This is a genomic window from Pseudomonas sp. PNPG3 (assembly GCF_023093815.1).
GTDB classification, from domain to species: domain Bacteria; phylum Pseudomonadota; class Gammaproteobacteria; order Pseudomonadales; family Pseudomonadaceae; genus Aquipseudomonas; species Aquipseudomonas asiatica.
In genome coordinates this window covers 16,755-36,674 of record NZ_JALLKV010000031.1, presented here as the reverse complement: position 1 = coordinate 36,674, position 19,920 = coordinate 16,755, and the positions used below count along the sequence as shown (strand labels likewise).

Here is a 19,920-nt window from a genome sequence, read left to right as displayed (position 1 = left end):
ATTAAAACTTCTGCGAAGAGGCAAATAATATTTCGGCCATCACCAACGTTACTTAAGGATAGATATCTGCCCGCGCCCTATCAAGACAAATAAATTTTAATGAAAAACTGCTTATCTGCCACGGCAAGGAATTGGACTATTCGATTATTTCTTTATTGGTATACCTGTATATAGCTACAACGCGATGGCGCTATAAAACCGCGCTTACAACATAAACAACCGAACTAACTCTTTAAATGACCGGTCATCACTCGATATTGATTAAATTCAACATGGCGAGACAGCGCGGCGAGCTACACTCACCGGCCAAAGATCCCGGGATCTCTCTCAAAAACCACCGAGGTACGCCATGAACGAGGAGTACGCAACAACCAGCAGCCAGCCCGTTACGCAAATACCTGCAACGACCCTCGCTGCCCGGGTGCATCACTTCGGCGGCCCTGAATGCATCTCCGTAGAAACGATTCCGACACCAGCCCCGGGGCTCGGTGAGGTACTGGTTCAAGTGGGCGCTGCCGGCGTCGGACCGTGGGATGGCTGGATCAGATCAGGCAACAGCGCCCTTCCCCAGCCCCTGCCTTTGACATTGGGCTCCGACCTCGCCGGCGTCGTTGTCGCGGTGGGGCCCGAGGTGTCTGCCTTGAAGGTGGGAGATGCAATCTTCGGCGTGACCAACGGGCAGTTCACCGGTGCCTATGCGCACTACGCGCTTGCCCAGGCGAACATGATCGCGCGCAAACCTGATGCGCTGACAGCAGCCGAGGCGGCTTCTGTCCCCGTCATTGCCGTGACTGCATGGCAGGCATTGTTCGACAAGGGCCACCTGAAACCCGGGCAGACGGTGCTTGTGCATGGAGGGGCTGGCGGTGTCGGTGCGTACGCCATTCAATTCGCCAGGGATGCAGGCGCTCACGTCATCACGACAGCGTCGGCAAAAGATCGAGAGTATGTCCGAGCACTCGGCGCAGACCGTGTGATTGACTACAAGACCGAGCGCTTCGAAGACACGGTCAAAGGCATTGATCTTGTGGTGGACCTCGTAGGGGGTGATACCCAGACCCAGTCTTTCGCCGTGCTCAAATCAGGGGGGCTTCTGGTCTCGGCCGTTTCCAACCCCGATCAGGCCGCAGCTGCCCGCCACGGCGTGACGGCGTTTTTCTTTCTGGTGGACGTATCGGCCGCAGCCTTGTCGACAATTGCCGGGCTGCTGAACGCGGGCAAGGTGAAAACCCACGTCGGTCCGGTCTTCTCACTCGAACGTGCCAGAGAAGTCCATGAAATACTGGACGGCACACGGCCGCGCCCTGCGGGGAAGATGATCATCAGCATGATCTGAAAGGCGTCGGGCGATCCGCTGTATCGATCGCCCGACCGCCGGGTACGGCGTGTGCCGGGAATCAGGTCCTCGGCCAGCCACCACCCAGGGCGCGGTACAAACGCACTCTGTCGATTGCAGCATCCGTCGCGCTGTCGACCAGATCACTCTGCGTGGCCAACAACGCGCGCTGTACGGTGAGCACGTTGATGAAGTCCGTGGCGCCCTGGTTGTAGCGATCTCGTGCGGTGTTCAGGGCCAGCGTGTTCTGCCGAACGGCTTCCTCCAGCGCCGCATGGTGCTCTTGCTCTGCGGCGTAATCGCTCATCGCGTTGTCCACTTCATGCCAGGCGGCCAGCACGACCTTTTGATAATCCAACGCTGCTTCCTGCTCTTGGCGCTTGCGCAGCTCCAGCGTGCCGGTCAGCCGGCCGCCCTGGAAAATCGGCAAGTACAGGCTCGGTCCGTATGACCACTGGCGCGAATTCCAGGCCCCTAGGTCCGACCCGTTCATCGCCTGGAAGCCAGCACTGGCCCCCAGGCTGACCCGCGGGTAGAAATCGGCTTTGGCTACACCGATCGCTGCAGTGGCACGGTGCAATGCGGCTTCGCTTTGCTGGATGTCCGGGCGCCGCCGGGCGAGCTCGGAGGGCAAACCGACCGGCACTTCCGGCGCTGGATGGGGGATGTCTTTGACTGTCAGCAGCTCGGCACTGAGGGCGTGAGGCGGCTCGCCCAGCAGGTAGCTCAACGCGTTGATCAGCTTTTCTTCCTGCGCGCGCAGTACCGGAATGGTCGCTTCGATTGTCGCGACCTGAGCAGCGGAGTTGGCCGTGTCGAGGTTGGTGGTAACGCCGTTGTCGAAGCGATTCTGCGTCAACCGGGCGCTCTGTCGGGCGATTTCCAGGTTCTGCCTGGCCACGATCAGCCGCGCCTGGATACCACGCAGATGGATGTAATCGGTCGCGGTTTCCGCAGCGATGCTCAACAGCACCCCGTCGCGCTGAGCCTGAGTCAATTGAATGTCGGCATCGGCCATTTCAACGTTACGCCGCACATGCCCCCACAGATCGAGTTCCCAACTGGCGTCCACAGTAGCATCCCACAGCTCATAGGGCGCCTTGCCGTTAAGGTTCGAAGGGTCGAGAAGCCCCTCGGAGCTGCTGCGCTGACGTTGATAGCTGCCACCGGTGCTGACGCCCGGATATTGCTGGCTGCCCGTGACCTGACGCATCACCCGGCTTTGCTCCAGACGGCTGCTTGCCGTGCGCACATCCAGGTTCGACTGCGCAGCACGCTTCACCAGAGAGGTGAGTTGCGCATCGCCCAGTTGCTGCCACCACTGGCTATCGACAACCGCGCCGATGGCGGTGCCCGTCCGCGCCGGCGCCTGCCAACTGTCCGGCAACTGCGTCTGCGGCTTCTCAAAATCGGGCCCGACCGTACAGGCACCCACGCTGGCGATGGCCAGCATCAAAAATACGCGTCTCATGTCATAGCACCTGAGCCGTGTCGATGCTGACCACCACTGACATACCGACACGGAGCCGGTCCAGGTCAGCCTGATTCTCATCGAAGACGATCTTTACCGGGATGCGCTGGGTCACCTTGGTGAAATTACCCGTGGCGTTGTCCGGTGCGATTTCCGAGAAAGACACGCCACTGGCCGGCGCGACGCTGTCGACATATCCGGTAAAAGCGTGTCCGGAAAAACCGTCTACGCGAATGTCGACCCGTTGCTTCTGCTGCATGTGCTTGAGCTGAGTTTCGCGAAAATTGGCGACCAAAAATGCTTCATGCAACGGGACCACAGCCAGCAATGGATGTCCCTGCGAAACATAAGCGCCCACTCGCACTGAACGCTGTCCGACCATACCGTCCTGCGGCGCGGTGATTTTGGTGTAGGACAAATTGAGATCGGCCTGCTGCAGGTTCGCTTGCTCTTTGGCCAACGTTGCCTTGGCAACGTCGACCTTCGCTTTGAGCACGTCCAGTGCCCTGATCGCGGCGACACGAGAAGCTTCGTCGCGATCACGCCCGGCTTGCAGGCCCGACAGTTCAGACTCGGCCTTCTGCCGTTCCTGCTGCGTGCCTGCGCCCGAGTTGGACAGGTTCAGGTAACGCTGCGCATTGGCCTGGGCGAACTTCAGCGAAGCTACCGTGGAACGGGTCGTCGCGGCCGCCTGATCAATCACCGCCGCCTGTCGCTCGATATTGGCGCCCAGACTCTTCAGCTCAGCCTCGGCGGCTTGTACAGCTGCCGCCGCCGCTGCCCTCGCGGCTACGAAATCACGGTCGTCGAGTTCCGCGAGCAATTGGCCGGCTTTGACCATCTGGTTATCTTCAACGGCGACCCTTGCCACTTGCCCGGAGATCCGAGGGGCCACGAAAACCGAATCTGCACGCACGTAGGCATCGTCGGTGGTCTCGACCGTTCCGCCGCTCAAGAGACGATAACCGCCATAAATGGCGCACACCGCCACGGCTGCGGTGATGAGAGAAAGAGAAGTTCTATGTTTCATGGCGTTACCGGAGGTTGCGGTGGATAGGCTCGTTTGGGGAGGGTCAACAGGATCAACAGCAGCGCCGCGATGACCAGCAACAACGCCAGAAACGCATCGCTGAAACTCAGCACGAACGCCTGCTCGCGCAGCCGCTCGGCAAGCTCCAGGATCGAACCCTGATCCAGTGGCTGCGCCAACGTCGGCTGACGGGAGGCGAAAGCGTTCAACAAAATATTGGAATGGAAGTGCTCGCGCTGGGTGAGGAAGTTCTCCACCGCGGAGCCGGCGATGACAGCCGCCAACCCGCGCAGCGCGTTGACCATGGCAGACGCGAACGGCCCCTCCATCGGCGCGATGACGCCGGTGGCATTCATCAACAGCGGCACCACCACCATGGGTTGAGCGACCGCGTGCAGCGCCTGCAGGCCGTAGAAATCTTCGCGTACCCACTCACTGGTAATCAGCGATCCGCCGATACAGGCAGCCGTCAGCAGGCACAGCCCGGTGGCCAGGACATAACGCGAATCCACCCAGCGACGGTTGATCACAAACGCGACCAATGGCGCCAGCAGCAGCTGCGGTACCGCAATCAGCAAGGCAATAGGCATCACCTGCTGCGGTCGGTAACCCTGAATTTCGGTCAGATAGGCTGCGGGAATCGCGCTGCCAGCAGTGGCGACGATCACGAACAGGCACAACGTCATGATCCCGTAGGCGAAATTGCGCCGTTCCAGCAACTGCAGCTTGAACAGCGGCAATGGGTGAAACCATTCATTCAAGAGGAATAGCGGCAGGCACACCGCCGCACCCAGCAACAGCACCACGATCAGCGGCGAGTTCAGCCAGTCGAGACGCTCGCCCTGAGTGAGTGCAACCACCAGCATGGAAATCCAGCCGATGCCCAGCAACGCCCCCTTCCAGTCCGCCTGCTTGAGTCGCTCAAGGCGCAGCGGATCCTGGGGAAGTCCATAGGCAATCAGTGCCGCGCCTGCCAGCCCGGCCGGAACGATCTGCCAGAACACCAGACGCCAGTCGCTGTGCTCTGTCCATAACGCCGACAGCGGCATCGCCAGATTGGGACCGAACGTGGCCGTCAGCGCATAAGCTGACAGGCCATAAAGCTTGATGTTCCAGGGGAGAAACCGCAGGGCCACGGTCATCAGCAGCGGCGGCAACGCCCCGCCTGCCAGTCCCTGAAGCACGCGCAACGTCAGCAGCGTCGCCAGATTGGGCGCAAACGGAATCACCACGCCCAACAGCGCGAACGCCACGGTGGCGACGATGGCGAACCGACGTATCGAGAACGTGATCGCCAACCACGGCGCGATCAGCATCGCCGAAACCTCGGCGGCAGCGTAGGCAGTACTGACCCAAGTGCCTTCGTCATGGCCCAGACCAAAGACACCCAACGTGTCGATCAGGGTGATTTCAGTGACCCGGTCGTTGATACCTGACGAAAGCGCGGCAATCAGTACCCCTACCAGACCAATGGCAAGGCGCCAACCAAACGGCGTGATAGCGGGTGGGGCAGCGGGTGGCGACACACAAGGCTCCTGGAATCGATGTCAGAACAGGCCCAGCGCGAAACTTGCGCTAGAATTTAGGGACAGCTTTTTATTTCGGTACACTGTACCGATCAACGATACGAGAGGCAAGATACATGACAGAACCGTCGTCCGGTCGCAGTGCCATACAAGTGATTACCCGAGCGGCAGCCATCCTGCGCTGCCTGGAAAGCGAACCGAACGGTTTGAGTCTGGGCGCGATCGCCAAACGGATTGAGCTGCCTCGCTCCACGGTCCAGCGACTGGTCGACGCTCTGGTGATCGAAGAGCTGCTGGAGTTGCACGGGGCCGGAGGCGTTTGCCTGGGCCCGGCCCTGATGCGATTGGCCTCCCACAGCCATGTCGATATCACGCAACAGGCTCGCCCGTTCCTGGAAAAGCTGGCCCAGATGACAGGCGAAACGGCGGTGCTGGAAACCGCCAACGGCGACAATCTGCTGATTCTGCATTCGGTCGTGTCCGGCCAGGCCCTGCGGGTATCGCCTGTCGCAGGCAACATGTTCAGCATCTACGCCACGTCAGGCGGAAAGGTTCTGCTCTCGAGAATGTCCGATGATGCGGTCATCAAGCTGGTGGGGCCGGAGCTCACGCCGTTGACGCCGCAAACGCCAACGATGAGCCAGTTGCTGGCCCAGTTGCAGCTTATCCGTGAAGAAGGTTTCGCCTACGATTTTGACGAACACACCAAAGGCGTGGGGGCTGTGGCGGTGGGCTTGCAGACGCCACAAGGCAGTTACGCCATTGACGTGGTCGGCCCGGTCTAGCGCCTGCAAACAGCGCTCGATAGCATCAAGGAAGCGCTGCTGATCTGCCAGGATGGTTTGAACAAAGCCCTGCGTAGCGTGGGCTAGGCAGGGGTTCCACATCGAATCGGTGCCGATCCCCTATCGGCACCGCCCAGTCGCTTGAGCTATTCGAAATACTGAGGGGTGATATGGGTCCCACAGCCATTGCGGACACAGAGCGGGGGCTGGATGGTGATCCGCGACAGCCATTGCCCTGCAAGGCGGACCGACCACCTCAACGTGCTGGGCAACGCCTTCAGCCAGGCCATCACGGATTTCGGACGACGGCTGTTGATCCTCTCGAAATCCAGCAAAAAGCAGCGCATGACCGCGCGATCATTCCCGGCTACCTCAAACAGCGCGATGTCCTGCGCTCGCCGGCTGGCGTCAGACTCGCTGTTCCAGCTCAAATAGGGTGTCGCCGTGGGTGATATCAGCTCCAGCACCCTCCGCCGGTGGGCGATCAGCGCCTCCTCAAACGCCGAATCCGACGCTGCTTCGTTGAGTTCGGTCAGCAACGACAGTGCGATATGTTCGGCATCCACGGCGCCGCCGGACAAACTCAAGCCGCCCATCGGGTTCGCCATATGTGCCGCGTCGCCGGCGAGAATCACCCGCCCGCGCAGAAACTCCCCGGCACAGCGCTGCTGAACACGATATGGCCGGACGCGCTCGACACGGAACTGATCCGGTGTCGGCGTGCCCGGCAACAGGCGCGCCAGACGCAAAGGCACGCGCTTGAGGATCTCGGCCTCGGACAATGCGCGATCTTCTTCATAACAAACGCTCCACAGACCGCTCTGGTCGAGCTGGATGACGGCAGCGGCGTCGGCAGGATCGTGCACAAAGTTGATTCGGGAATAGCCGTTCAGGGCAAAGTCGTAGAAAACGTTCACGGCCACCATCTGTTCTGGCCACGTGATGCCATCGAAACTCACCCCCAGATGCTTGCGTACCGTACTCTGCGCCCCGTCGGCTCCCACCACCCAGCGTGCCCGCAGTTCGCTATCGCCTCCCGGGGTGCATTTGCTCAGCGTGACCCAGGAGCCGTCATGCTCCAGGCCTTTGACCTGATGGTTCCAGCGGATTTCGACATTGGGCAGCCTGCGCAAGTGCTCGACGATCACGCCGGAAACATGATGCTGTGCGAGCAGGAGCATGTACGGGTGTTCCCTGTCCTCGCTCACCGCGTTCCACTCCATCCGGGCGATCAGGTTTCCATCGGCATGGCGGTAGGCGACATCATCCGTGCGTATGGCGGCCTTGCAGATGTCCTCCAGCAATCCGGCCCGCTCCAGTACTGCAATAGCGGAGGGCGTATAGGCCACAGGCCAGGATGAGGGTGAAACGTCCGGTCCGGATTCGAGCACCACGACCCGGGCGCCAGCCTTGCCAAGTATCAACGCGGTCAGCAGGCCGACGGCCCCGCCTCCGACTACCACCACCCCCTCTATACTTTCCATATTGTTTTTTTCCCATCAGGTAGCTGCACACAAGTATCTGACGCAGAAACAGCAGCATCAGACGCGTCGGCAAAGGCTAACGAGCAGTATTTGACGAGGCAACACGCCAGGGTTTGCGGTTCGCGAACGGGCCGGTCGGGATTTGTGGGCCATCGGGTTCCCAAGTAATCTGGTGCTGATTTGGCAATCGCAAGGTTTGCGAATGACGAACCACGGCCCTGTTGTTTTGTCGCCGGCGACTGCTCAAGCTGAAGCGCAAGACGTGCCATGTTTCAAGGAAAGCGCTCGTCAAGCCAGCAGAAGGACCGGTCCGGTATCGCAAACATCGATACCCGTCCGCCGGCCCTCAGAACAAAAAAGATAGAGGCACAGCATGGACATTTATTTGAGTATCGAAGCATTCGTGCGTGCCGCGGAAGCAGGTAACTTCGCGAATGCCGCCCGGCAGATCGGCGTGGCAAAGTCGGTCATCACCACCCGGGTGCAACAGTTGGAAGAGCACCTGGGTGTTTCGCTGTTTCACCGCTCCAGCCGGGCCGTGAAGTTGTCCGAAGTCGGTGCATCGTATTACACCGATTGCCAGGAACTGATCGATCACATGCAAGCCCTCTCGCAACGCTCGCGCGATGCCTGCGCTTCCGTCAGCGGTACGCTGCGAGTGGCGGCGCTTAACGGCTTCGCCCTGGAGCACCTGCCGAAGGTCATCGAAACGTTCCGCAAAAGCCACCCCAACGTGCAACTCGATGTCTTCGCCAATGATCAGGTCGTTGACCCGGTACAGGAAGGCTATGACATCGTCCTGCAGATATTCCCCCCGGCTTCCGACTCGCTGATCGAACGACGTCTGTTTCTGATGCGCGGCGTTTTCGTGGCCACTCCGGGTTATCTGGAAGGCAAGCCGCCCATCGAAACACCTGACGATCTTTGCCTGCACGACTTCGCCTGTTACCGCTATTACCCCTGGCGCCGCTGGTCGCTGAACAATCAGGAGCACCAGCAACAGAGCGAGGTGACCCTGACGCCAGCGTTGCGCTCCAACAGCGTGCACCTCATTCAAGAGTTTGCCCGTCGCGGCATGGGGATTGCCTACCTTCCTACCATGGTGGCCTGCGAAGACTTGCTGCAGGGGCGCCTTGTCCGCGTATTGCCGGACTACCAGACCGATACCCCCTACTTTTCCGCCGTTTACCCGACGTCTCATCGCCTGACCGCCAAGGTCAAGCTGTTCCTGGACTTGCTGTCGTCGACATTCTCCATGGAGCCCGAATGGGACAGACGGCTGGGACTGTCGCAAAGCCCTGAAACCACCCCTGCCCTTGCAAACTGCTGAACGCATCCCTCGCCTCCATCGACATGACACTGCAGGACTCGGCAATCCCGATACCTGCAGTGTCCGGCCACCTCGCCTTATCTCCCGTTACTACCCGCGATTGCTCACGCACTTGCCGTAAATGGTTGCGACTTTGCTGACGGGAAGAGGAAGTAAGCCAGCGCCGGCAACAGAATCAGCGCGCCGAGCATGTTCCAGATGAACATGAACGCCAGCAGCACGCCCATATCCGCTTGAAACTTGATGGGCGAGAAATACCAAGTGGCAACAGCGATGCCCAGCGTTGCACCGGTCAGCACGACGATTTTCCCAGTGAACATCAGCGCGCGGTAATACGCCTCGGAAAGGCTGACGCCCTCGCGCAGATACCGCAGCATCACCGTCATGATGTACAGCGCGTAGTCCACCCCGATCCCCACTCCGAGAGCAATCACCGGCAGCGTTGCGACCTTGACGCCGATGTTCAGCCAAACCATCAGCGCTTCGCAGAGCACCGACGTCAGCATCAGCGGCAAGACCGCACACAACACTGCGCGCCACGAGCGGAAGGTCACCAGGCTGATGATGATCACGGCGGCATAGACCAACCACAGCATCTTGCGATTGGCTTCCTTGACCACGATGTTGGTGGCCGCCTCGATCCCCGCGTTGCCGGCGGCATTGAGGAAGCGGTAGCTCGTTGAGTCGTTGCGCCGGGCAAACCCTTCGACGACGTTGACCACGTCGTTGAGCGTGTCAGCCCTGTGGTCACGCAGGTAAACGTACACACTCAGCAGATCGCAGTTCTGGTTGAACATTTCCCTCGGCGCCCGTGTGATGATCGCGTTAAGCATGTCCTGGTTACGCGGGATTTCGTACCAGCGCAGGCTGCCTTCGTTCATGGCGCTCGCCGCGACCTTGGCCAGACCTGCAAGCGACTTGGTGCTCTCGACCCCGGGCAATTGCGACAGCTCGAACTCCAGGCGATCGACCGAACGCACGGTATCGTAAAGCGCGCAGGCAAACTGCGGGGTTTTCACCATCACCACGTAGACATCGCTACTGGCTGAGTAATGGCTGACGACAAAGGCATTGTCACGGTTGTATTGAGAGTCAGCCCGCAACTCGGGCGCACCGGGGCTGGTATCGCCGATCTTCAACTGACTGCCATAACCGACACCGAGCGCCGCCAATGCCACGGCTGTCAGCAGCGCAACCGCAGCACAGCGCCGCTGGGTAAAGTGATCCAGAAACGCCCAGACCGGGTGTTTGCTGAGGTAGAGACCGGCAAGATCCGTCGATGCCAGCGACGCCGCGCGGCTGGCGGCCGAATCACTGACGCCGATGAACGACAGCAAGACCGGAAGCAGCATCAGATTGGTGACAATCAGGATGGTGACGCCGATGCTGGCGCAGATCGCCAGATCCTGAATCACCGGAATGTCGATCACCATCAGTACCGCGAAGCCGACGACATCGCACACCAGCGCCGAAAGGCCGACCAGAAACAGCCGGCGGAAGGTCAGTCTGGCAGCCAGTTGCCGGCTCACGCCGCGACCGATGTCCTGGGTGATCCCGTTCATCTTCTGGGCGCCATGGCTCAGACCCACCGCGAACACCAGAAACGGAACCAGCACCAGATAAGGGTCCAGTACAAAACCCAGGCTGGCGAGCGCACCGAGCAACCAGACCACCGCCACCAGCGAGCAGCTCAGCACCACCAGCGCACTGCGAATGCAGCGCGTGTAGCCGATCAGAATGACCAGGCAAATGGCGGCAGCTACCAGAAAGAACACCATGACCTGGCGCATGCCCTCGATCAGGTCCCCCACCAGCTTGGCGAATCCGGTGATATGGATGTCGATCCGTTCGGACGAATACTGAGTTCTCAGCGCTTCCAGACGCTCGGACAGCACCTGATAGTCGATGGGCGCCGAATCGCTTGCACGCTGCTCCTGGAGCGGGACCAGGATGATGCTGGATTTGAAATCGTCCGCGATCAGTTGGCCGATCTCGCCAGAGCGCTCGATGTTTTGTCTGACCTGGACCAGGCTTCGCGCAGAGCCATCGTAGTCATCCGGCATCACCGGCCCACCGTCCAGACCGTCTTCCGTCACCGCCGTCCAGCGCACGGCAGGCGTCCAGATCGATTTCATGTAGGGCCGATCAACGGCCGGCAGCAGGAACAACTCGTCGGTCAGCTTCTTCACCGTGTCCAGATACCCGGGATCGAAAATCGTCCCCTCCCTGGCTTCGACCACGACCCGCAAGGTGTTGCCCGCACCTGCCAACTGCGAACGGTTTTGCAGATAATTGACGATGTAGGGATGGCCGCTGGGGAGCATTTTCTCGAATGCCGCATTCAGCTCCAGCCCTGTCGACTTGTAGCCCAGCCAGCAGGTGGCAAGCACACAGAGCAGCAGGAAAAGCCCGCGATGGCCGAATAGCAAACGCTCCACCCATGACCCTCGTTGAGCCATCAAATCAATGTCGTCTGCGGCGAGTTCATGGTGCGCATTCATAGCTCATTCTCTTTGTTCATGACGAGGGTATCGAGGCGCTTGACGCCTCGCAGACCGGTCACCACTAGTGCACCATCAGCGGTCTGCACCAGATCGGTGATGGGCGATCCATCGAGTTCGCGGGCCGGCAACGGCTGAAAGTGTTCTCCATGATCGCTACTGCGCAGCAACCGCCCTGCCTCACTGGCTATCACCAGGCTGCCATCCTGCAGTTCTCTGCCCGCCGTAAGGCTGCTGCTTTCGGTTGTTGCGATGGCTTGCCAGTCGCCAGCGTCGCCGCTGCGATAGAGATTGCCCTTGAGTCCGAAGACCAGTTCCGACCCGGAGCCCGATTGCAATGCACCGAACCAGGTGCCGTGATACGGCGTCGGCACCTGCTTGAAGGAATCGCCCAAGCGGCTTGCGCGCAGTAACGTGCCCTGCTCGCCGACGATCATCACGCCCTGACGGTCTTGCAACACTTTGTAGAGATGCAGACTGGCGCGGTTATCCAGCTCGCCGGTCACCGAACGCCAGTGCGCCCCTGCGTCTTCGGTCAACATCGCCAGCCCGTACGCCCCTACTGCCAAGCCGTGTCGAGCGTCAGTGAAATGCACGTCGAGAAACGGTTTGTCGGCACCGTCGGCGACCCACTGCCTGGCGTTGTCCAGGTGCCGTTGTGCGCCTTCAGCACCCAGCGCCACCTGTTCTTGCGCGGCCTGCTGCTCCAGTTGAGCGGCAAGGTTGCCGTCCAGTTGGCGCTCCCAGGTTTCGCCGCCGTCAGTGCTGTGCAGGATGATTCCGCCATGCCCCACAGCCCAGCCGTCATGAGCATCGACGAAATCGACCGCCGTCAGCGCGACGCTACTGGGTACCGCGCGAGCCTGCCGCCAGCTGCGGCCCATGTCATCGGAAAGCAGCACGATGCCACGTTCGCCGACGGCGACCAGCCGCTGGCCTGCACGGCTTATCGCCAGTAAAACCGCTTTTTCGGCGTGTTGATTGAGGGCTGCCGGTGTGTCCAGCAGGTCCATCGGGGCACTGAACGCGACATCGCAGACAGCGCCAGCCAGCGCACACGACAAACCGAGGAGCCGGAGCATCGTGCACACGTTGTGAAACTTCAGACTGATCATCACTTGATTCCACCGATCGGTTAGCAAGCGGCCCGCGAGCCGGGCCGCGTCTTCGTGACTCAGCGCACGCCTTCGGCCGCCACTGCATCACCGGTGAAATAGGACTCGGGCTTGAGCGGCACCACCCGGAAGTTTTCGCCGTTGAACGCCTGTACGTTGCTGACCGTGCCCGCCTGCAGGTTGAACACCGCGACCGGTTTGACCAGCACGGCCGGTACCGACGGCACCACGAACGGCAACACCTGCGAGGTGCGCCAGAGTTTGCCGTCCGCGTCGTAACCGTCGAGCAGGGTCAGCAACCAGGTGTCTTCGTCGAAATAGAAGGTGCGCTTTGGCACTGCATGGCGCTTGCCGCTGGCCAACGTCGCTTCAACGACCCACACGCGGTGCAATTCCCAGCGCAGGGTGTCCGGGTTCAAATGGTGGGGTGCAAACGCTTTGTCAGCCGCTGCTGTCACCTGTCCGTTGGTGTTGTAAGGGACGTAGATTTCCTTCTTGCCGGCGATTTTCCAGTCGTAGCGGTCAGGCATACCGAAGAAGCCCTGCACTTCGTCGAAGTAGTTGGCCCCGGACGCAACGAAGTCGGGCGTGTCGTAGGCAACGGTCGGTGCTCGCCGTACGCGGCGCTGCCCAACCAGGTACTGCCAGGCCTGACGCGACTGCTGTGGATCGACACTGTCGCGAATCACCAGCGTCTCACCCGCCTTGAAGGGCGGAGCCGTGGTGCTGAAGCGCTGCAGGAAATACTCTTTCGACCAGTTCTGCGCCGAGCCCTTCTGATAGTAATACGGGTACTGCCAGGCGTTGTCGTTACGTGTCGCCAGCGTCTGCCCTCCATCGCTGGTGAGCACGACGTTCTTGAACCCGTACTCCACGGCCTCGGGCTCTACCCGCAACAGGAAGTTCCAGATCACTTCCAGGCCGCTTTTGGGCACCGGAAACGGAATGCCGCCAAAGCAGCCTTCCACCGACTGGCCGTTTTGCGTCAGCTTGCAGTTCTGCGCGTTGAGCGCGGTATTCTTGTACACATAGTCCGGCGCAGCGGCCGTGCGATGGGTCGGGTAGATGTCGAGGCGAAAGCTTTCCGGGTACTTCTGCAACAGCGCACGGGTGCCTTCCGACAGCTTCTCGCTGTACTTGGCCATGTTCGCCGCCGTGATTTTCAGCACAGGCTTTTCAGACGCGAACAGGTCAGCGGGAATGAAGTTGTTGCCGGCTGCAGGTGTTTGTCGGGTGCCACCGTCCCAGGCCGGGATGCTGCCGTCGGCATTACCGGCTTTCTCACCACCCAGAGGCGTCAAGGCCGCCCCCAGACTCGCCGCTTCCTGCGCACTGACTGCTGCCCAAACCGGCGCGCCTGAAACCAGGCCGGCCGCGAGTGACAAACCAAGGAATGTTTTGTTGATCATTGTTCTGTTCCTTTCGGGTTTAGAAGGTGCGCTGCAACGACACGGAAACGAAATCACGGTCGGCGTAAACCTGATCGCCCGACAGGGCGTTGGAGGCATCGACGATCCCGCCCGCGCTTCCGTAGTAGTGGGTAAAGCTGATACCGCCGCGCCACGTTTTGCGGTAATCGAACTGCAACCCAAGACTCACATCACCCCCGCCTTCCGGCGAGAAGCCAGTGCCCAACACGGCGGTGTTGCCGTTGATGCCGTAGCCGATACCGATCGGCACACTGAGATCGACGCCGGGCATGACCTGGAAGTATTCAGGGGTGAACAGCACCCGCAGCGAGCTCGCGTTACGCGTGACGTTGGGGTCCAGTTGGTCGCGGTTCTTATCGATGCTGGTGATGCGGTTGTAGGCCAGTTCACCCAGCAGCGTTGCACCGTCCCACAGCGAGTTTCCGGGCGCGACGCTGATCGCAGAGACCTGCGCATGGAAGGTGTTGCCCACCGGATACAACGGATCGTGATCACCGTCGCCCCGGCCACTGAGGTCCAGCACCACGTTGCCGGTGGCGGCCAACGGCGTGTTGCGCCGGACCGAGGCTTCCGCCGCAACGTTGGTCTCGCCGATCAGCGTGCTGATGCTGGCACCGAACGTCCTGATGCCTTCGCCATAGACGAGCTCGTAATCACCTTGCTGAGGGCGCAGGTAGAACTGCGGAAAACGGTCATGGTAGCGAGCGGCATACAGACCGTATTCGAAGTCGCCGAACTGCATCTTGACCTCGAAGCCGTACTGTCCGGAGTCGGAAGCGTCGATGTCCTTGCCGCGCCTGAGGGCTTGGCCGGGGCCGATGAAGAACTGCTCGCCCCCTCGTCGACAAAGTCGGCGTAGCTGAAATAGCTGCCGGCTCCGGGCAACCGTGCCGGCTCCCAGCGGTACTGGTAATACGCGCCCAGGGTCAGGTTCTGATTGACCAGCAGCGTGCCGCCCACCTGACTGACGGGCCGGATGATCTCCTTGAAGGTAGAGTTGGGGACAGACAGCAACTTGATGATGTCGACCGGAGACTGGGCCACCGCGATACCGTTACCACCGAAGAACAGGCTTTCACCGTAGACCTGGCTGTAACGCCCTCCCCTGAGCGACAACGACATGTCGCCAAGGGCGAACTTGCCATAGGCGAACGCGTCCAGCAGCTCGCCGTCCCGGCCCTGCAGATCCCGGGTGTCGTGTGTGAACTGATCGTTGCGCACCGATGAGCTGTTGACGGTGTCACTGTGGTTGTCGTTACCACGGTTATAAACATCGTCGTACCAGGCAGCACCGCTGATGCGCACCCCGTAGGTATGCCGATAACTCATGTCCAGTTCGGACAGAAGATCCAGACGATCTGAAATCAATCCGCGATTGAAGTTGTTATCCCCGTCATCGAGGTTGGGGTTATAGGCGGGCCGGACAGCATGGTCCTGATTCTCGACACGCCAGGCGGCGCTGTATTTGAGCGTGTTGTCCCACGCCACCGAGTAATCGGTACTGCCGGTGTCGATCTGAAAAGCCTGTGCAGACGGTATGCCCTGTATGCCGAACACAGCAGCAGCCACGGCAAAATGCATGTAACACAACGAGGGTCTTGCGGGTACAACGCTGATGTTCGCTTTCACGTTCATAGAGTAACCCTGACTTATAATTTTTATTTTCTGGACACTCGGGAAACTTCCTTGTCACAGGAAAGTTTCAGACGAGGCGATGCCACTACTGTTTTATAAAAATCCTTACTGTATTGCTGAAGCGTTTGATCTTGAATCGAGCGCGAGCACGACTGTCCGCACAGTCACGCTGCACGCTCGATGTTTACGGATATTTCTAATTATCTATGACACGCAGAAGGCGACAGCCTGTTTATCAAGCCCCTACCAGTTCATGCTCTGGCGCATGTTGTCGTGGCGCAATCACACGTCGACCATTCAACTTTTCAAAGTCCAGCAGAATTTCACGCATGACTTTCAAGTCCTTGCCCGCATGATCGAACATCGCGTTATCGCGAGCGCGCTGGGCCGGATCACTTTCTTTCATCCAAGTGAAGTTGGCGGTCGCCGTCGGCGAGGTGAACTCCAGGAATACTTTGCGCCGATCGACTGAATACTCGTCCAGCACCTTGGTCGAAGCGCCCTCCTTGATCACCGCAATCAACGCCTCGGCCAGATGCTCGGCGTCGAGTACGCCACCGGACAGCCCCAGACCACCCATCGGGTTGGTGGCATGGGCCGCATCACCGGCGAGGATCACCCGCCCACGACGGAACTCGGCTGCGCAACGCTGGTGAACGCGGTACGGGTTGAGGTAGTCGACCCGATACTGGTCCGGCGTCGGCGCCCCCGGCAGCAGGCGCTTGAAGCGCTCCGGCAAGCGACGGCGGACTTCAGCCTCGGAGATGTCGGGGTCTTCGCCGTAGCACACGCGCCACAGGCCGGTTTTGTCGAGCTGCACGACGACAGCCCAGTCCACCGGGTCGTGAACGAAGTTGGCCCGGGAATAGCCGTGCAGGGAGAAGTCGTAGAACACGTTGGTGGCAACCAGGCGTTCCGACCAGGTAATGCCGTCGAACGTCAGGCCGATTTTCCCGCGTACGGTGCTGCGAGCGCCGTCGGTGGCCGCTACCCACTTGGCCCGCAAGCTGGCTTTGCCTGCCGGGCCGCTGGTTTCCATGGTCACATAGTCGTCGTCCTGGTCAATTTCCTCGACCTTGTGGTTCCAGCGGATTTCGACGTTGGGCAACTTGCGCAGGTGCTCCACGATCACATTGGACACATGGTTCTGCGCCAGCAACAACATGTAAGGGTAATCGGTGTCCTGTGCCAGAACGGCCCAGTCCATCTTCGCGATCAGTTCGCCGTTACCGTGACGGTAGGCGAAATCAGGGCACCATACGGCGCGTTTGCGAATGTCGTCGAGCAACCCGAAACGATCCAGTGCTGCGGCGGTGGGTGGCATGTAGGCGACTGCCCGCGGTGAAGGTGAAACGCCTGATTCAGACTCCAGGACAACGACCCGCACACCGGCTTTGCCAAGTTTCAATGCGGTGAGCAGCCCAACAGGGCCCCCGCCGACAACGACCACACCCTCAATTGTTTCCATCTTGTGTCTCCTATCACGGCCCATTTGCTGGGAAGGCGCCTGATCCTTCTTGTTCGAAGCTATTGATCAGACGAGTGAGTTCAGCCTAATCACCTGAACTTAGAGAGGCAATACAGCCACGTTTGCGAAACGCGAACAGACTGATCGGCTTTTAAGAGGTCACGGACGGCAACCACGTTATGAACTTTTCTTAATACTTCATAAAACCAGACACTTAGCCCGCTTCAACTGGACAAATGACACTTATAACTCCGCGCATTAACCACCAATGTCGGCGTTCGCCATTTACAACCACCACGTTTGCAAATTCAAAACCTGCTTAGTGTTGTTTTGTACCCTTGCCATGCTCATGCTGCATTGGGCGATCAACAGGTTTAATGACGCGTAGGTTGCCGTTTCTTCTAACAATGACGTATTCAGGAATTCACATGACCACTAAAGTCCAGATCGTTTTCTACAGCTCGTACGGGCACATCTACAAGATGGCCGAAGCCATCGCCGCTGGCGCCCGTTCGGTCGGGGATGTTGAGGTCACGCTGCTGCAGATCCCGGAGCTGATGCCGGAAGAAGTCCTGGTGAAAAGCGGCATCAAGGGCTACCGTGCCGCCTTCGCTTCCATCCCTTATGCCACGCCGGAAAAACTGGCAGAAGCGGACGCCATCATCTTCGGTACGCCGACCCGCTTCGGCAACATGTGCTCGCAAATGCGCAACTTCCTCGACCAGACCGGCGGCCTGTGGATGTCCGGCGGACTGATCGGCAAGGTGGGTAGCGTGTTCATCAGCACCGCCTCGCAACACGGTGGTCAGGAAACCACCATCACCAGCTTCCACACCACCCTGCTCCACCACGGCATGGTCATCGTCGGCGTTCCGTACTCCGAGCAAGGCCTGGTCAACATGAGCGAAATTTCCGGCGGTACACCGTACGGTGCCTCGACCCTCGCCGGCCCCGACGGCTCCCGTCAGCCAAGCGAAAACGAACTGCAGATCGCACGCTTCCAGGGCGAGCACGTCGCCGGCATCGCCAAGCGTCTGAAGCAAAACGTCAACTGATTCACCGCGGTGTGCCCGTCACCTGAGGGGTACCGTTCACAGCAACGAGACAACGACTTTTTTTACAGACGGGAAGTTGTTGTCTCTGCCCCCCACCGGGCACCCCCGTCTTGATGTTCACACCGCACAAAAAGACAGAGGCCCGACCGGCAAGGCATCCAAAAAAGGAACCTTGCGGGTCGGGCCTCTCTTTTACGCATTGCCCTCAGTCGTGAACGTCCATCACCACGCTGCCGGCTTCCACCCTTACCTCCACACGGTCCAGCCGTGCGCCCTGGCAAGGGCCCTCTACACACATGCCGTCTTCAAAACGGAACATTGCGCTGTGATGGGCACACATCAGGACTTTGCCGCGATACGTACAGAAGGTCTGCGGCCGATAGTTCAAGGGCACCGAGAAGTGCGGGCAGCGATTCAAATACACCCACACCGCTTGCGCCTGGCGCACAGCAACCAGACCTGACGGGTGTAGCTGCTTATGATCCGGCAGCCCCAGAGCTCCCCCATCAGCAATGTCCTCAAGCTGACAAAGCGTGATGGTGCTCATACGGAATCACGCAAAGCCGGGTTACCCAGGCTCCAGTTCCACGGACGGATTTCGATTCGTGAGAACAGACCGGCCTGCACGTATGGATCGTCCTGCAGAAAGGCTTCGACTTCCGGCAGGCTGGCTGCCTCGATCACCAGCAGCGTGCCATTCATGGCCGCGCCGGCGTCGTTCAGTGTCGGCCCGCCGAGGCGCACCACTACGTGATGGCTGCCGGGGGCTCGCAAATGGGCTCTGTGGGTGGGCCGCAGCTTTTCGCGCAACGCTTGAGAGCCTTCATTGTCGGTGGCGAAAACAGCGAAGAACTGTCCCATACCTTATTCCGCCTCCATGACGAATTCGTAGTAAGCGCTCTTGTACGGATAAGGCATGTCCAGCCCGCCTGCGTCTTCATCGTGGGCAGGGCGATCTTCATACTTCACTTGCAACGACCCTTTGACGCCGAACACAGCATCGGAATCCAGATAAGGATCGTCACTGTTGAACAGGTGCGTGACCAGCTTGCGATAGCCCGGCGCCTGAATCATGAAATGCAGATGCGCGGGTCGCCAGGCATGACGATTGGCCGCGTCAAGCATCTCGCCTACAGGGCCATCGGTGGGAATCGGGTAGCACACGGGCACCGTGGTCTGAATGGCGAAGCAGCCGTCGTTGTCGCTGCGATAGCGCCCGCGCAAGTTGCCAAACGGCTGATCGGGATCTTGTCCCGAGTACATCCCGTTGTCGGCGGTTTGCCAGACGTCGAGCACGGCGCCGACCACCGGCCGACCCTGCACATCGAGCACTCGGCCATAGACCAGGGCCGGCACGCCATCGGTCAGCGCCATGTTCTCGCCGTAACCACGATCAGGCATGCCTTCGATGAAAAACGGGCCGAAAACCGTTGTCTCCGTAGCGTTGGTACTCTGCCGGTGATTGATCGCATCCACCAGCATCGACACGCCCAGTGTGTCAGACAGCAGGATGAATTCCTGGCGAACCTTGCCGTCACACTTCTGCCCGGTTGCAGTCAGAAAACGAATGCCCTCGAACCACTCCTGTTCGGTCAGCTCGACCTCGCTGACGAAGTCGTGCAGATGGCGCACCAGACTCTGCATGATCTGCTTGAAGCGCGGGTTGGGGCTGGTCTCGAAACTGTCGACAGCCTGGTCGGAGATCAAGGCCTCCACGGCTTTGTAATGATCGGTCATTGTTGTTATTCCGATGA

15 protein-coding genes and 1 pseudogene are annotated in these 19,920 nt (G+C 59.9%); 4 read left to right on the top strand and 12 right to left on the bottom strand.

Going from position 1 to position 19,920, the window contains the following annotated elements:
- Window positions 1-349: 349 nt before the first annotated feature.
- Window positions 350-1,336 carry an NADP-dependent oxidoreductase gene (locus tag MJ643_RS19270; protein WP_047933056.1) on the top strand — a complete coding sequence of 329 codons (987 nt, stop codon included), beginning with the start codon at window positions 350-352 and terminating at the stop codon, window positions 1,334-1,336.
- A 61-nt stretch (window positions 1,337-1,397) separates the two neighbouring features.
- Here MJ643_RS19270 and MJ643_RS19265 read toward each other — a convergent pair whose 3' ends face one another.
- From MJ643_RS19265 to MJ643_RS19255, 3 genes are read right to left on the bottom strand one after another with little or no spacing between them, the layout of a single operon-like run.
- Complete coding sequence (locus MJ643_RS19265; RefSeq protein ID WP_038409854.1) at window positions 1,398-2,807, bottom strand: efflux transporter outer membrane subunit; 1,410 nt, start codon at window positions 2,805-2,807, stop codon at window positions 1,398-1,400.
- Between the two features lies 1 nt (window position 2,808).
- Window positions 2,809-3,837, bottom strand: coding sequence for an HlyD family secretion protein (locus tag MJ643_RS19260; RefSeq protein WP_247726984.1), 1,029 nt, complete (start codon window positions 3,835-3,837; stop codon window positions 2,809-2,811).
- Window positions 3,834-5,363, bottom strand: coding sequence for an MFS transporter (locus tag MJ643_RS19255; protein WP_038409858.1), 1,530 nt, complete (start codon window positions 5,361-5,363; stop codon window positions 3,834-3,836). The genes MJ643_RS19260 and MJ643_RS19255 overlap by 4 nt, the downstream gene beginning before the upstream one ends.
- 116 nt (window positions 5,364-5,479) lie before the next feature.
- Here MJ643_RS19255 and MJ643_RS19250 point away from each other — a divergent pair, with 116 nt between their 5' ends.
- A complete protein-coding gene (locus MJ643_RS19250; protein WP_247726983.1) occupies window positions 5,480-6,148 on the top strand; it encodes an IclR family transcriptional regulator in 669 nt (222 codons plus the stop codon).
- Window positions 6,149-6,294: 146 nt separating this feature from the next.
- Here the strand turns inward: MJ643_RS19250 and MJ643_RS19245 are convergent, their stop codons facing one another.
- On the bottom strand, window positions 6,295-7,632 hold the full coding sequence (locus MJ643_RS19245) for an FAD-dependent monooxygenase (protein ID WP_047933054.1): 1,338 nt from the start codon (window positions 7,630-7,632) through the stop codon (window positions 6,295-6,297).
- Window positions 7,633-8,005: 373 nt separating this feature from the next.
- On the opposite strand from MJ643_RS19245, the gene MJ643_RS19240 reads away from it, so the two are divergent.
- Complete coding sequence (locus MJ643_RS19240; protein WP_038409861.1) at window positions 8,006-8,962, top strand: LysR family transcriptional regulator; 957 nt, start codon at window positions 8,006-8,008, stop codon at window positions 8,960-8,962.
- Window positions 8,963-9,066: 104 nt separating this feature from the next.
- Here the strand turns inward: MJ643_RS19240 and MJ643_RS19235 are convergent, their stop codons facing one another.
- The 5 genes and pseudogenes from MJ643_RS19235 to MJ643_RS19215 all read right to left on the bottom strand — a co-directional run bounded on the left by MJ643_RS19235 (window position 9,067) and on the right by MJ643_RS19215 (window position 17,111).
- Entirely contained in the window at window positions 9,067-11,463 is a 2,397-nt protein-coding gene (locus MJ643_RS19235; protein WP_038409863.1) for an MMPL family transporter, read from the bottom strand.
- Window positions 11,460-12,578, bottom strand: a complete 1,119-nt coding sequence (locus MJ643_RS19230; protein WP_038409864.1) for a YCF48-related protein — start codon at window positions 12,576-12,578, stop codon at window positions 11,460-11,462. The genes MJ643_RS19235 and MJ643_RS19230 overlap by 4 nt, the downstream gene beginning before the upstream one ends.
- Before the next feature lie 59 nt (window positions 12,579-12,637).
- On the bottom strand, window positions 12,638-13,987 hold the full coding sequence (locus MJ643_RS19225) for a DUF1329 domain-containing protein (protein ID WP_038409866.1): 1,350 nt from the start codon (window positions 13,985-13,987) through the stop codon (window positions 12,638-12,640).
- A 19-nt stretch (window positions 13,988-14,006) separates the two neighbouring features.
- Window positions 14,007-15,589: pseudogene (locus tag MJ643_RS19220) on the bottom strand (DUF1302 domain-containing protein).
- A gap of 289 nt (window positions 15,590-15,878) precedes the next feature.
- A complete protein-coding gene (locus MJ643_RS19215; protein ID WP_047933050.1) occupies window positions 15,879-17,111 on the bottom strand; it encodes an NAD(P)/FAD-dependent oxidoreductase in 1,233 nt (410 codons plus the stop codon).
- Between the two features lie 428 nt (window positions 17,112-17,539).
- Between MJ643_RS19215 and wrbA the strand changes: the two genes are divergently transcribed.
- Entirely contained in the window at window positions 17,540-18,166 is a 627-nt protein-coding gene (wrbA, locus tag MJ643_RS19210; RefSeq protein ID WP_038409868.1) for an NAD(P)H:quinone oxidoreductase, read from the top strand.
- 205 nt (window positions 18,167-18,371) lie between these two features.
- Here the strand turns inward: wrbA and MJ643_RS19205 are convergent, their stop codons facing one another.
- The 3 genes from MJ643_RS19205 to MJ643_RS19195 are packed head-to-tail and all read right to left on the bottom strand — an operon-like array spanning window position 18,372 to window position 19,903.
- Entirely contained in the window at window positions 18,372-18,713 is a 342-nt protein-coding gene (locus MJ643_RS19205; RefSeq protein WP_038409870.1) for a Rieske 2Fe-2S domain-containing protein, read from the bottom strand.
- Complete coding sequence (locus MJ643_RS19200) at window positions 18,710-19,027, bottom strand: YciI family protein (RefSeq protein ID WP_038409872.1); 318 nt, start codon at window positions 19,025-19,027, stop codon at window positions 18,710-18,712. The genes MJ643_RS19205 and MJ643_RS19200 overlap by 4 nt, the downstream gene beginning before the upstream one ends.
- A 3-nt stretch (window positions 19,028-19,030) precedes the next feature.
- The gene (locus MJ643_RS19195) at window positions 19,031-19,903 is read right to left on the bottom strand and encodes an intradiol ring-cleavage dioxygenase (protein ID WP_038409873.1); all 873 of its coding nucleotides are present in this window, start codon (window positions 19,901-19,903) and stop codon (window positions 19,031-19,033) included.
- Between the last annotated feature and the right edge of the window lie 17 nt (window positions 19,904-19,920).